The sequence below is a fragment of the Mycobacterium canetti CIPT 140010059 genome (genome assembly GCF_000253375.1).
Taxonomy (GTDB): domain Bacteria; phylum Actinomycetota; class Actinomycetes; order Mycobacteriales; family Mycobacteriaceae; genus Mycobacterium; species Mycobacterium tuberculosis.
This window is the reverse complement of record NC_015848.1, coordinates 2874322-2887934: the sequence shown is the minus strand read 5'-3', so window position 1 is coordinate 2887934 and position 13613 is coordinate 2874322. Positions and strand designations below refer to the sequence as shown.

The window sequence follows — 13613 nt, the reverse complement described above, 5'->3', positions numbered from 1 at the left end:
GGTATGGACAAGGTGGTGGCCACCGCCGCGGAGGCGGTCGCAGACATAGCCAACGGGTCGTCGCTTGCGGTTGGTGGATTCGGGCTTTGCGGCATCCCCGAAGCACTGATCGCAGCGTTGGTGGATAGCGGTGTCACCGACCTGGAAACAGTCTCGAACAACTGCGGAATCGACGGTGTTGGTCTGGGACTATTGTTGCAACACAAGCGAATTCGCCGGACAGTCTCCTCCTACGTGGGGGAGAACAAGGAGTTCGCCCGCCAGTTCCTCGCGGGCGAGCTCGAGGTGGAACTGACCCCGCAGGGCACGCTGGCCGAGCGGTTGCGGGCCGGAGGGATGGGCATACCGGCCTTCTATACACCGGCAGGGGTCGGTACCCAGGTCGCCGACGGCGGGTTGCCGTGGCGCTACGACGCCTCGGGCGGGGTGGCGGTGGTGTCGCCGGCCAAGGAGACTCGGGAGTTCGATGGTGTCACCTATGTCCTCGAGCGGGGGATCCGGACCGACTTCGCACTGGTGCATGCCTGGCAGGGGGACCGGCACGGCAACCTGATGTACCGCCACGCCGCGGCCAACTTCAACCCGGAGTGCGCATCCGCAGGCAGGATCACGATCGCCGAGGTCGAGCACTTGGTCGAGCCGGGTGAGATCGACCCTGCCACCGTACACACCCCGGGCGTGTTTGTGCACCGGGTGGTTCATGTGCCCAACCCCGCCAAGAAGATCGAGAGGGAGACGGTGCGGCAATGAGCGCCCCGGGCTGGAGCCGAGACGAGATGGCCGCACGGGTGGCCGCGGAGTTCGAAGACGGTCAGTATGTCAACCTTGGCATCGGCATGCCCACCCTGATTCCCAACCACATTCCCGACGGCGTCCATGTCGTCCTGCACTCGGAGAACGGCATCCTCGGCGTCGGCCCCTACCCGCGGCGGGAGGACGTGGATGCCGATTTGATCAACGCGGGCAAGGAGACGGTCACCACGCTGCCGGGTGCCGCATTCTTCAGCTCGTCGACTTCGTTCGGAATCATCCGCGGCGGCCACCTTGATGTCGCAGTGCTTGGCGCGATGCAGGTTTCGGTCACCGGTGACCTAGCCAACTGGATGATCCCCGGCAAGATGGTCAAGGGCATGGGCGGCGCGATGGATCTGGTACACGGCGCTCGCAAGGTGATCGTGATGATGGAGCACACCGCCAAGGACGGTAGCCCCAAGATCCTAGAGCGGTGCACATTGCCGTTGACCGGTGTGGGCTGCGTCGACCGCATTGTCACTGAACTCGCGGTCATCGATGTCTGCGCTGACGGCCTGCACCTGGTCCAGACCGCTCCTGGCGTGTCGGTCGACGAGGTAGTCGCGAAGACTCAACCGCCCCTTGTGCTTCGGGACCTGGCGACCCAGTGACCACCCCGTCGATAGCAATAGCCCCCTCGTTCGCCGACGAGCACCGCCGGCTGGTGGCGGAATTGAACAATAAGCTCGCCGCCGCCGCCCTGGGCGGCAACGAACGCGCCCGGAAACGCCACGTCAGCCGCGGCAAGCTGTTGCCCCGCGAACGGGTGGACCGCCTGCTCGACCCGGGCAGCCCTTTCCTCGAGCTGGCTCCGCTGGCCGCTGGCGGCATGTACGGCGACGAATCCCCGGGCGCGGGAATCATCACCGGGATCGGCCGGGTATCCGGACGCCAGTGCGTGATCGTCGCCAACGACGCGACGGTCAAGGGCGGTACCTACTACCCGATGACGGTCAAGAAGCACCTGCGCGCCCAGGAGGTCGCGCTGCAGAATATGCTGCCGTGCATCTATCTGGTCGACTCCGGCGGCGCCTTCCTGCCCCGCCAAGACGAGGTGTTTCCCGACCGCGAGCATTTCGGGCGGATCTTCTACAACCAGGCGACGATGAGCGCCAAGGGCATTCCGCAGGTGGCGGCGGTTCTCGGCTCCTGCACGGCGGGTGGCGCTTATGTGCCGGCGATGAGTGACGAGGCCGTCATCGTCCGTGAGCAGGGCACGATCTTCCTCGGCGGTCCGCCACTGGTGAAGGCGGCCACCGGCGAGATCGTCTCGGCCGAGGAACTTGGCGGTGGCGACTTGCACTCGCGCACGTCCGGTGTCACCGACCATCTGGCTGACGACGACGAGGACGCGCTGCGGATCGTGCGCGCGATCGCGGACACCTTCGGCCCGTGCGAACCCGCCCAATGGGATGTGCGCCGTTCGGTCGAGCCCAAGTACCCGCAGGCCGAGCTCTACGATGTGGTGCCCCCGGATCCCCGGGTCCCTTACGACGTTCATGAGGTCGTCGTGCGGATTGTTGACGGCAGCGAATTCAGCGAGTTCAAGGCTAAATACGGCAAGACTCTGGTGACTGCGTTTGCACGCGTCCACGGCCACCCGGTCGGGATCGTCGCCAACAACGGCGTGTTGTTCAGCGAATCCGCGCTCAAGGGAGCGCATTTCATCGAGCTGTGCGACAAACGCAAGATTCCGCTGCTGTTCCTGCAGAACATCGCCGGCTTCATGGTCGGCCGCGACTACGAGGCCGGCGGAATCGCCAAGCATGGCGCCAAGATGGTCACCGCGGTGGCCTGCGCGCGGGTGCCCAAGTTGACCGTGGTGATCGGCGGATCCTATGGTGCGGGTAACTATTCGATGTGCGGACGCGCGTACTCGCCCCGGTTCCTGTGGATGTGGCCGAACGCGCGGATCTCGGTGATGGGCGGTGAGCAGGCCGCGTCCGTGTTGGCGACCGTGCGCGGCGAGCAGCTGTCCGCGGCCGGCACACCCTGGTCACCCGACGAGGAGGAAGCGTTCAAGGCGCCCATCCGAGCGCAGTACGAAGACCAGGGTAACCCCTACTATTCAACTGCCCGGCTGTGGGATGACGGTATCATAGACCCTGCGGACACCAGAACGGTTGTTGGGCTTGCCCTTTCGTTGTGTGCCCACGCTCCGCTGGATCAGGTTGGCTACGGCGTCTTCCGGATGTGAGGCGATGTTTGACACCGTACTAGTGGCCAACCGCGGTGAGATCGCGGTTCGGGTGATTCGGACGCTGCGCCGGCTAGGCATCCGGTCGGTCGCGGTCTACAGCGACCCCGACGTCGATGCCCGCCACGTCTTGGAGGCGGACGCTGCGGTGCGGCTGGGGCCCGCCCCAGCACGCGAAAGCTACCTCGATATCGGCAAGGTGCTCGATGCTGCGGCGCGCACCGGAGCCCAGGCGATCCATCCGGGCTACGGGTTTCTTGCCGAGAATGCCGATTTCGCTGCGGCGTGTGAACGCGCCCGGGTGGTGTTCCTGGGTCCGCCGGCGCGCGCGATCGAGGTGATGGGCGACAAGATCGCCGCCAAGAACGCGGTCGCCGCTTTCGATGTTCCGGTGGTGCCCGGTGTGGCGCGCGCCGGGCTGACGGACGACGCGCTGGTCACCGCTGCCGCTGAGGTGGGCTATCCGGTGCTGATCAAACCGTCGGCCGGCGGCGGCGGCAAAGGGATGCGGTTAGTGCAAGATCCGGCGCGGCTGCCTGAGGCGCTGGTGAGTGCCCGGCGCGAAGCCATGTCTTCGTTCGGGGACGATACGCTATTCCTGGAGCGGTTTGTGTTGCGGCCCAGGCACATCGAAGTGCAGGTGCTTGCCGACGCCCACGGCAACGTGGTGCATCTGGGTGAGCGTGAGTGCAGCCTCCAGCGGCGCCACCAGAAGGTTATCGAGGAGGCGCCGTCGCCACTGCTTGACCCGCAGACCCGCGAGCGCATCGGGGTCGCGGCCTGCAACACCGCCCGCTGCGTGGACTACGTCGGCGCCGGCACGGTGGAGTTCATCGTCTCCGCGCAGCGCCCCGACGAGTTCTTTTTCATGGAGATGAATACCCGGCTGCAGGTGGAACACCCGGTCACCGAGGCGATTACTGGATTGGACCTGGTCGAGTGGCAGTTGCGGGTGGGTGCGGGCGAAAAGTTGGGCTTCGCCCAAAACGACATCGAGCTGCGTGGGCACGCGATCGAGGCTCGGGTGTATGCGGAGGATCCCGCGCGGGAATTCCTGCCCACCGGCGGCCGGGTGCTGGCGGTGTTCGAACCCGCCGGCCCCGGGGTGCGGGTGGATTCGTCACTGCTAGGCGGCACGGTGGTCGGCAGTGATTACGACCCGTTGCTCACCAAGGTGATTGCGCACGGGGCCGATCGCGAGGAAGCGCTGGATCGGCTGGACCAGGCGCTGGCGCGGACTGCGGTGCTGGGAGTGCAGACCAATGTCGAGTTCCTTCGCTTTCTGCTCGCCGACGAGCGGGTGCGGGTCGGGGATTTGGACACCGCTGTACTGGACGAGCGATCGGCCGATTTCACTGCGCGGCCGGCGCCTGACGACGTGCTAGCTGCCGGCGGCCTCTACCGCCAGTGGGCCCTGGCCCGGCGCGCACAGGGCGACCTGTGGGCCGCGCCGTCCGGATGGCGCGGCGGGGGCCATATGGCACCGGTCCGCACCGCCATGCGCACCCCGCTGCGCAGCGAGACCGTTTCGGTGTGGGGGCCACCCGAGTCGGCGCAGGTTCAGGTTGGCGATGGTGAGATCGATTGTGCGAGCGTGCAGGTCACCCGAGAACAGATGAGCGTGACGATAAGCGGGCTGCGCCGGGATTATCGGTGGGCAGAGGCTGACCGGCACCTGTGGATCGCCGACGAGCGCGGGACTTGGCACCTGCGCGAGGCCGAGGAGCACAAGATTCACCGCGCCGTGGGTGCGCGGCCGGCGGAGGTCGTCAGCCCTATGCCTGGCAGCGTGATCGCCGTGCAGGTCGAGTCCGGCTCCCAGATCTCTGCGGGTGATGTGGTGGTGGTGGTGGAAGCGATGAAGATGGAGCACTCGCTGGAGGCGCCGGTTTCGGGACGGGTACAGGTGTTGGTGTCCGTTGGCGATCAGGTGAAAGTCGAACAGGTACTGGCGAGGATCAAGGACTAGGATCATGACCACAACGACTACAACGATTTCTGGGGGGATATTACCCAAGGAATACCAAGATCTTCGGGATACGGTGGCCGATTTTGCGCGCACCGTGGTCGCGCCGGTATCGGCCAAACACGATGCGGAACACAGCTTCCCATACGAAATTGTCGCCAAGATGGGAGAGATGGGCCTGTTCGGGCTGCCGTTTCCGGAGGAGTACGGCGGCATGGGCGGCGACTACTTCGCGCTGTCGCTGGTACTTGAGGAGCTGGGCAAGGTTGACCAATCGGTAGCGATCACGCTGGAGGCCGCGGTGGGCCTGGGTGCGATGCCGATCTACCGGTTCGGTACCGAGGAGCAGAAACAGAAGTGGTTGCCCGACTTGACGTCTGGCCGTGCGCTCGCCGGTTTTGGTCTCACCGAGCCGGGAGCGGGATCGGACGCGGGCAGCACCCGCACCACGGCGCGTCTCGAAGGTGACGAGTGGATCATCAACGGCTCCAAGCAATTTATCACCAACTCGGGCACCGACATCACATCGCTGGTCACCGTCACTGCGGTTACCGGGACCACCGGAACCGCTGCGGATGCCAAGAAAGAGATTTCGACGATCATCGTGCCCAGCGGCACACCGGGATTCACCGTGGAACCGGTCTATAACAAGGTCGGCTGGAACGCCTCGGACACCCACCCACTGACATTTGCCGATGCGCGGGTCCCGAGGGAGAACCTGCTGGGAGCCCGGGGGAGCGGCTATGCCAACTTCTTGTCCATCCTGGACGAGGGCCGGATTGCGATTGCAGCGCTGGCCACCGGCGCTGCGCAGGGCTGTGTTGACGAGAGCGTCAAGTACGCCAACCAGCGTCAGTCGTTTGGCCAGCCGATCGGCGCTTATCAGGCGATCGGCTTCAAGATCGCGCGGATGGAGGCACGCGCCCATGTTGCCCGCACAGCGTACTATGATGCCGCCGCAAAGATGTTGGCGGGCAAGCCCTTCAAGAAGGAGGCGGCGATCGCGAAGATGATCTCCTCGGAGGCGGCGATGGACAACTCCCGCGATGCCACCCAGATACACGGCGGATACGGCTTTATGAACGAATATCCGGTGGCGCGTCATTACCGCGACAGCAAGGTGCTCGAGATTGGTGAGGGCACCACGGAAGTGCAGCTGATGCTTATCGCGCGATCGTTGGGACTGCAGTGACAAAGCACGCCGGCGACCGTGAATCTGACGACGCCGTATCGGCGTGTCGCGTCGCAGGATCCACAGTCGGCAGAAGGATTCTTCAACGAGGCTTGTGGTTTGAAGAGTTCCAGATCGGCACCACATACCTGCACCGGCCCGGCCGCACGGTCACCGAGGCCGACAACGTGTTGTTCACCACGCTGACGATGAACACCCAGTCACTGCACCTCGACGCGGCGTGGGCTGGGCAGCAGCCGGGTTTTCGGGGCGAGCGGCTGGTGAACTCGATGTTCACTCTCTCGACGATGGTCGGTCTGTCGGTTGCGCAGTTGACGTTGGGCACCATCGTGGCCAACCTCGGCTTCTCCGAGGTGTCGTTTCCCAAACCGGTCTTCCACGGCGACACGCTTTATGCAGAGACCGTCTGTACCGGTAAACGTGAGTCGAAAAGCCGGCCCGGCGAGGGCATCGTCACACTCGAGCACATCGCCCGCAACCAGCACGGTGAGGTGGTGGCCCGCGCGGTGCGCACGACGCTGGTCCAAAAGCAGTCCATTCAGGAGGCGCAATGAACCTGCGTGCCGCCGGTCCGGGGTGGCTGTTCTGCCCTGCCGATCGTCCGGAACGCTTTGCGAAGGCTGCCGCCGCGGCCGACGTGGTGATTCTCGACCTCGAGGACGGCGTGGCCGAGGCGCAGAAGCCTGCCGCGCGCAATGCGTTGCGGGACACCCCGCTGGACCCGGAACGCACGGTGGTGCGTATCAATGCGGGCGGTACTGCTGATCAGGCCCGCGATCTGGAGGCCCTCGCAGGCACCGCCTATACCACGGTGATGCTGCCCAAGGCCGAATCGGCGGCCCAAGTCATCGAGCTTGCGCCGCGTGATGTCATCGCGCTGGTGGAGACCGCGCGCGGTGCCGTGTGCGCCGCCGAAATCGCCGCGGCCGATCCCACCGTGGGAATGATGTGGGGTGCCGAAGACTTGATCGCCACCCTTGGCGGTAGCTCGAGCCGGCGGGCCGACGGTGCCTATCGTGACGTGGCCCGACATGTCCGCTCGACCATCCTGCTCGCCGCGTCCGCGTTCGGCCGTCTCGCGCTCGATGCCGTACATCTGGATATCCTCGATGTCGAGGGCTTGCAGGAAGAGGCCAGAGACGCCGCGGCGGTGGGCTTTGACGTGACCGTGTGCATTCACCCGAGTCAGATCCCGGTGGTGCGCAAGGCCTATCGACCCAGCCACGAGAAGCTGGCCTGGGCTCGGCGGGTTTTGGCCGCGTCGCGAAGCGAGCGTGGGGCGTTCGCGTTCGAAGGCCAGATGGTCGACTCTCCAGTGCTCACGCACGCGGAAACGATGTTGCGGCGAGCCGGGGAAGCCACCTCCGAATGAGGGCGCAGATCCCCCGCGACACGGTTGCGATGCGTTCGCGATCGGTCCGGACTCTTCACATTTGGGGGCATAATGGAGGAAGCGCCAGTGTTGCGGCGAGCGGAAGCTTTGGTGCGGCTGGCGATCAACTTCGGCTCGCAGCGGTTTCCCAGGCGGGATGTGCTGTGAGCGCCGCACCACCAGCGCCGACGCTAAGGATGGAACGCACGGCATCTTCTGACGCGTAACCGCGTTGTGATCGCGAGCTGAGGAGACGGTATGGGGGAGGGTTCTCGGAGGCCATCTGGGATGTTGATGTCTGTCGATCTTGAGCCGGTGCAACTCGTCGGCCCGGACGGTACGCCGACGGCCGAACGCCGCTACCACCGTGACCTTCCTGAGGAAACGCTGCGTTGGCTCTACGAGATGATGGTGGTCACCCGCGAGCTGGATACCGAATTCGTCAATCTGCAGCGCCAGGGGGAGCTGGCGTTGTACACGCCCTGTCGCGGGCAGGAAGCCGCGCAGGTGGGTGCGGCGGCTTGCCTACGCAAAACCGACTGGTTGTTCCCCCAATACCGAGAATTGGGCGTCTACCTAGTGCGTGGCATCCCGCCTGGACATGTTGGGGTCGCGTGGCGTGGAACCTGGCACGGCGGGCTGCAATTCACCACGAAGTGCTGTGCACCGATGTCGGTTCCCATCGGCACCCAGACCTTGCACGCGGTGGGCGCGGCGATGGCCGCGCAACGCCTGGACGAGGACTCCGTGACGGTGGCCTTTCTGGGCGACGGCGCCACCAGCGAGGGCGACGTACATGAGGCGCTCAATTTCGCGGCGGTGTTCACCACACCGTGCGTGTTCTACGTGCAGAACAACCAGTGGGCAATCTCGATGCCGGTATCCAGGCAGACCGCCGCACCATCTATCGCGCACAAGGCGATTGGCTACGGGATGCCAGGCATCCGGGTGGACGGCAACGACGTGCTGGCATGCTATGCGGTGATGGCCGAAGCTGCCGCTCGGGCTCGGGCCGGCGACGGTCCAACGCTGATCGAGGCGGTCACTTACCGTCTTGGTCCGCACACCACCGCCGATGATCCAACCCGGTACCGCAGCCAGGAGGAGGTGGACCGCTGGGCGACGCTGGACCCGATTCCGCGCTATCGCACTTACTTACAAGATCAGGGCCTGTGGTCGCAACGCCTCGAGGAACAGGTGACGGCTCGGGCAAAACACGTGCGGTCCGAGCTACGCGACGCGGTCTTTGATGCGCCTGACTTCGACGTCGATGAGGTGTTCACCACGGTGTACGCCGAAATCACACCCGGGTTGCAGGCGCAGCGCGAACAGCTGCGTGCCGAACTGGCGCGGACTGACTGAGGAGGCGGGCATGACTCAAATCGCAGACCGTCCGGCCAGGCCGGATGAGACGCTTGCGGTAGCGGTGAGCGACATCACGCAGTCGTTGACCATGGTCCAGGCGATCAACCGCGCCCTGTACGACGCGATGGCCGCCGACGAGCGGGTATTGGTGTTTGGCGAGGATGTCGCGGTCGAGGGTGGGGTGTTTCGGGTGACCGAGGGACTGGCCGATACGTTCGGTGCAGACCGGTGCTTCGACACGCCACTGGCGGAGTCCGCGATCATCGGAATAGCCGTCGGGTTGGCACTACGTGGCTTTGTGCCGGTGCCAGAAATCCAGTTCGACGGCTTTTCCTATCCGGCTTTCGACCAAGTGGTGAGCCATCTGGCCAAGTACCGGACTCGCACCCGCGGTGAGGTGGACATGCCGGTGACCGTCCGGATCCCCTCGTTTGGCGGTATCGGTGCGGCCGAACATCATTCGGACTCCACGGAGTCCTACTGGGTGCACACCGCGGGCCTCAAGGTGGTGGTGCCGTCGACACCCGGTGACGCTTACTGGCTGCTGCGGCACGCTATCGCCTGCCCGGACCCCGTGATGTATCTGGAGCCCAAACGCCGCTACCACGGCCGCGGGATGGTCGACACTAGCCGGCCGGAACCGCCGATCGGGCACGCGATGGTGCGCCGGTCCGGCACCGATGTGACCGTGGTAACGTACGGAAACCTGGTGAGCACCGCCCTGTCTAGCGCGGATACTGCAGAGCAGCAACATGATTGGAGTCTGGAGGTTATCGATCTGCGGTCGTTGGCGCCGCTGGACTTCGACACCATTGCTGCGTCGATCCAGCGCACCGGGCGTTGCGTGGTGATGCACGAAGGGCCGCGCAGCCTCGGCTATGGTGCCGGTCTGGCCGCGCGCATCCAGGAAGAGATGTTCTACCAATTGGAGGCTCCGGTGTTGCGTGCCTGCGGTTTTGACACACCCTACCCGCCTGCGCGGTTGGAAAAATTGTGGTTACCCGGCCCCGACCGGCTGTTGGACTGCGTCGAACGTGTGCTGCGTCAGCCATGAGCGGTGAGGACAGCATCAGGTCTTTCCCGGTGCCCGACCTCGGCGAGGGACTGCAGGAAGTGACGGTGACGTGTTGGAGCGTCGCCGTCGGCGACGATGTGGAGATCAACCAGACGCTGTGTTCGGTGGAGACCGCCAAGGCCGAGGTCGAAATCCCCAGCCCGTATGCCGGCCGGATCGTCGAGTTAGGCGGCGTCGAAGGCGATGTGCTCAAAGTGGGCGCGGAGCTAGTTCGGATCGACACCGGGCCCACGGCAGTTGCGCAGCCTAACGGTGAAGGAGCGGTCCCCACGTTGGTCGGCTACGGTGCCGACGCCGCGATCGAAACCAGTAGACGGACAAGCCGGCCGCTGGCGGCACCGGTAGTGCGCAAGCTGGCCAAAGAGTTGGCGGTCGACCTGGCCGCATTGCAGCGTGGGTCGGGCGCCGGCGGTGTGATCACCCGGGCCGATGTGCTGGCCGCTGCTCGAGGCGGCGTCGGAGCCGGGCCGGACGTGCGGCCGGTCCACGGCGTGCACGCGCGGATGGCCGAAAAAATGACGTTGTCCCACAAGGAGATTCCGACTGCAAAGGCCAGCGTTGAGGTAATTTGCGCCGAACTGCTGCGGCTGCGCGACCGGTTCGTTTCGGCGGCGCCCGAGATTACACCGTTCGCGCTGACGCTGCGGCTGCTGGTTATTGCATTGAAACACAACGTAATTCTCAACTCGACGTGGGTCGACTCGGGCGAAGGCCCGCAAGTACACGTGCATCGCGGTGTGCATCTGGGGTTCGGCGCGGCCACTGAGCGTGGATTGCTGGTGCCGGTGGTGACCGACGCCCAGGACAAGAACACCCGCGAACTTGCCTCCCGCGTAGCGGAATTAATCACCGGCGCACGTGAAGGCACTCTCACACCCGCGGAGCTGCGCGGTTCGACGTTCACGGTGTCGAACTTCGGGGCGCTGGGAGTCGACGACGGCGTGCCGGTGATCAACCATCCCGAAGCGGCGATCCTGGGTCTGGGGGCGATCAAGCCGCGCCCGGTGGTCGTCGGCGGCGAGGTTGTCGCACGGCCGACGATGACGTTGACTTGTGTGTTCGACCACCGCGTTGTCGATGGTGCTCAGGTGGCCCAGTTCATGTGTGAGCTGCGGGATCTGATCGAGTCGCCGGAGACCGCGCTGTTGGATCTGTAGCCGGGCGGGCTGGCAGCTTTGGTTAGAGGATGGTCAGCAGCTCCACTGGCGTCTTGGGGCGTTGTTGGGCGAGGGTGAAGACACCGGCGTCGAAGGTGACCAGGCGGACGCCGCGCCGGCGGGCGAGTGTCAGCAGATGGGCGTCGGTCACCTGGCGATAACCGACGATCAACGGAACATCGTCATCGACGAGCGATACGTCGTCAGCCAGGAAGCGGTGGCCTCCCACGGCGCGTAGTGCCACGAGGACCCGTCGAGCGTCTGCGATCCCGATCGCGCTGGGAAGTACTTTTGGGTTCGTCGACACCCGCACGAAGCCGGCTTCGGTGAGCGGGCAAGTCGCCCAGCCGAGCGTGGCGTTGGCGGTAAACCACTCGCGGATCCGGGCGTGGTGGATGTGTGAGTCCCACGCCAGCGCGACCAATGCGTTGACGTCGAGCAGCGCCACCCGCGTCAGTCCTCATCGAGCGCGCGACGGACCATCTCCGGTGTGATCGGCGGGGTCCCGGCTGGAACGCGGATCACCGGCAGCCCGTCGTCAGCCTCGATGCGTCCGGGCATGAGACCACGGCGTGCGAGTTCGGAAATCACCGAGCCGAGCGAGCGGCGCTGGCTGGAGGCAAGTTCACGTGCCGCGGCGATCACATCGTCGTCAAGGTCAAGTGTCGTTCGCACAGCCCTGATGCTAGCGCATCAACGCATCAGCTGGGGAGGCTTAGCGTCCTCACTAATTCCGCACCGCGTCAAATTGTGTTCGCCTAAGGTCGAGGTTGGCCAAACGCTTGCAAGCCTCTGCATACGTCTCCTTGTAGATATGAACATCACAAATCATGCCATCAAGCGGGCCAAGCATGATCTTGCGCCCAATGCGCGCACTGACGTTCTCTCGCACCCAATCCGATAGCTTGGCGATAGACAAAAGATTGCCGTGACCTTTTTGCCAGGCGTCCATGGACCGCGAATAGAACGTCGTGTGGAAGACGTAATCTTTGCCGTCTGGCAACAAGCGGAATTGTATCGAAACAAGGCAAGGCAAGTAATCGTCTCGATGATTACGCATGACCGCCGCGTAATCCTCGTAAGTCGGGAACACGACCACTGCTTTCTTGCTTTCCGGAATTAGACTCAGTCGCTCAATCACGAACTCCATCATTCGCCCTTCTTTTATTCGCTGATGGTAGCTTTTTGCGCCACGACTGAAGCTCTTGACCACATCGATATCCTCCATGATATCGGTGTTGAACATGAAATCTAGCATGGCCTTTAGTTGGTCGCTGTTGCAATGTTCTTCAATAGTGAGATCGGGATAATTCTGCACCGAAGACTTGATGCGGACGTTGGACAGCGCTATACGCTCTCGGTCTTCGTCAAAACACTGAGACCCAAGGTCAAGCACCGCCCTGACCAGCCCGGCCCAGGTGTCACCTATCGTGGCCCCGTAGATCTGTACTCCGAACTCGTTAATTATCCTACGGCTCATGTTGGGCATATCCTTTCCGGATCAGGCCAATGACAAGCGACACCGATTCGGCGGGGGTTGCCGCCGAAAAGACTCGCCAGGGCTTGGGTTTGTCCTCCGGAAAGGCGACCCCAAAGATTTCCTGCATGGACAGCATTTGCGCAGACGCACCCGTTGGCGATCCGCTGTTCGCTAGAACCACCACGGGGCCACGGCCTTCCCAGACACGACGGGCTTCTTCATAGGCGCCGCTCGAGCCGCCGACGACAATTGCTCCGTGGCAGCTCAAACCTGTTATGTAGTTACGAGCAAACTGCATACCGCTCAGAATCTTTATCGTGGAATAGGCATTGCCATCGGTAAACTTGTCGCCCGGCAGGACGCCGACGACAAGGCCGTCGGCGTCCGACGCACCCCGTGAGGAGGCTTCCATTGTGCCAGTCATCCCGCCACTGATGAGAATGTGGCCTTGCTTTGCGATCTCGGCACCGACTTGATAGGCCAGTTCGTAGACTCTCGGACCAATTGTTCCGGACCCGAAAACTCCAATCTGGTAGGGGTGCTTACTAAGACTCACATGAACGCGGCGCGGATCGGTGTCCAGCCGGCTGGCGGGCGCGCTCGTGTCGACCATGGCGCTCTCCTCGTCTCGGGTTCGTTAATGATCGGAGGCCGGGCTGCCGAAAGCATCGACCGAAACGCGCAGATCACGCGGACCCGCGTTCGACAGAATTCGGAGCAATCTAGTCACACGTGCTGATGTATTGCGGTGCCCGCTGGCTCGATGCTGGCTGGCATGCGCGAGATTCACCCGGGTGCCGACGTGGCACTTCTGGACTGCAGCAAAGACAGCAAAGACGACGTGGGCAATCCGGTGGCGGCGGGTTCGGTGGCATTGCTGCTGGCCGACAGAGTGGGTTCGACCCACCTGGGAGGTCGTCGCGGCAAATCAGAACAAGGCCTGTCGCGGCGGTAGTTGGGGTCGCTGGCTCAAGAGACCAAGGGGTCACTAGTCGCAGCGGGAGCGGCGCGGCGACG

At 64.1% G+C, this 13613-nt stretch carries 15 protein-coding genes; 11 read left to right on the top strand and 4 right to left on the bottom strand.

The window, feature by feature from the left end; genetic code table 11:
* Positions 1–3: 3 nt before the first annotated feature.
* The 10 genes from MCAN_RS13355 (at position 4) to MCAN_RS13310 (ending at position 11116) form a co-directional block, all read left to right on the top strand.
* Complete coding sequence (locus MCAN_RS13355; protein WP_003412786.1) at positions 4–750, top strand: succinyl-CoA--3-ketoacid CoA transferase subunit A; 747 nt, start codon at positions 4–6, stop codon at positions 748–750.
* A complete protein-coding gene (locus MCAN_RS13350; protein ID WP_003412782.1) occupies positions 747–1403 on the top strand; it encodes a succinyl-CoA--3-ketoacid CoA transferase subunit B in 657 nt (218 codons plus the stop codon). Before MCAN_RS13355 ends, MCAN_RS13350 begins: the two co-directional genes overlap by 4 nt.
* Positions 1400–2989: an acetyl-/propionyl-CoA carboxylase subunit beta gene (locus tag MCAN_RS13345; protein WP_003412778.1), complete on the top strand. Its 1590-nt coding sequence runs from the start codon at positions 1400–1402 to the stop codon at positions 2987–2989. Before MCAN_RS13350 ends, MCAN_RS13345 begins: the two co-directional genes overlap by 4 nt.
* Positions 2990–2993: 4 nt before the next feature.
* Positions 2994–4958: an acetyl/propionyl/methylcrotonyl-CoA carboxylase subunit alpha gene (locus MCAN_RS13340; protein ID WP_003899356.1), complete on the top strand. Its 1965-nt coding sequence runs from the start codon at positions 2994–2996 to the stop codon at positions 4956–4958.
* Positions 4959–4962: 4 nt separating this feature from the next.
* A complete protein-coding gene (locus MCAN_RS13335; protein ID WP_003412771.1) occupies positions 4963–6147 on the top strand; it encodes an acyl-CoA dehydrogenase family protein in 1185 nt (394 codons plus the stop codon).
* Complete coding sequence (locus tag MCAN_RS13330; RefSeq protein ID WP_014001302.1) at positions 6144–6701, top strand: MaoC family dehydratase; 558 nt, start codon at positions 6144–6146, stop codon at positions 6699–6701. Before MCAN_RS13335 ends, MCAN_RS13330 begins: the two co-directional genes overlap by 4 nt.
* A complete protein-coding gene (citE, locus tag MCAN_RS13325) occupies positions 6698–7519 on the top strand; it encodes a citrate (pro-3S)-lyase subunit beta (protein ID WP_003412766.1) in 822 nt (273 codons plus the stop codon). Before MCAN_RS13330 ends, citE begins: the two co-directional genes overlap by 4 nt.
* Positions 7520–7777: 258 nt before the next feature.
* Positions 7778–8881 carry a pyruvate dehydrogenase (acetyl-transferring) E1 component subunit alpha gene (gene pdhA / locus MCAN_RS13320; RefSeq protein WP_003412761.1) on the top strand — a complete coding sequence of 368 codons (1104 nt, stop codon included), beginning with the start codon at positions 7778–7780 and terminating at the stop codon, positions 8879–8881.
* Between the two features lie 10 nt (positions 8882–8891).
* Entirely contained in the window at positions 8892–9938 is a 1047-nt protein-coding gene (gene bkdB, locus MCAN_RS13315; protein ID WP_003412757.1) for a 3-methyl-2-oxobutanoate dehydrogenase subunit beta, read from the top strand.
* A complete protein-coding gene (locus MCAN_RS13310) occupies positions 9935–11116 on the top strand; it encodes a dihydrolipoamide acetyltransferase family protein (protein ID WP_014001301.1) in 1182 nt (393 codons plus the stop codon). Before bkdB ends, MCAN_RS13310 begins: the two co-directional genes overlap by 4 nt.
* 22 nt (positions 11117–11138) lie before the next feature.
* On the opposite strand, the gene MCAN_RS13305 is transcribed toward MCAN_RS13310, so the two are convergent.
* Genes MCAN_RS13305 through MCAN_RS13290 form a run of 4 tightly spaced genes read right to left on the bottom strand, consistent with a single transcriptional unit; the run spans position 11139 to position 13209 of the window.
* Entirely contained in the window at positions 11139–11564 is a 426-nt protein-coding gene (locus MCAN_RS13305) for a type II toxin-antitoxin system VapC family toxin (protein ID WP_003412752.1), read from the bottom strand.
* A gap of 5 nt (positions 11565–11569) precedes the next feature.
* Entirely contained in the window at positions 11570–11791 is a 222-nt protein-coding gene (locus MCAN_RS13300) for an antitoxin (RefSeq protein ID WP_014001300.1), read from the bottom strand.
* A gap of 52 nt (positions 11792–11843) precedes the next feature.
* Positions 11844–12596, bottom strand: coding sequence for a thymidylate synthase family protein (locus MCAN_RS13295; protein WP_014001299.1), 753 nt, complete (start codon positions 12594–12596; stop codon positions 11844–11846).
* Positions 12586–13209 (bottom strand): TIGR00725 family protein, encoded by a 624-nt coding sequence (locus MCAN_RS13290; protein WP_014001298.1) that lies wholly within the window; start codon positions 13207–13209, stop codon positions 12586–12588. Before MCAN_RS13290 ends, MCAN_RS13295 begins: the two co-directional genes overlap by 11 nt.
* Before the next feature lie 135 nt (positions 13210–13344).
* On the opposite strand from MCAN_RS13290, the gene MCAN_RS13285 reads away from it, so the two are divergent.
* Complete coding sequence (locus tag MCAN_RS13285; RefSeq protein WP_080602906.1) at positions 13345–13551, top strand: hypothetical protein; 207 nt, start codon at positions 13345–13347, stop codon at positions 13549–13551.
* The last annotated feature ends 62 nt before the right edge of the window (positions 13552–13613 follow it).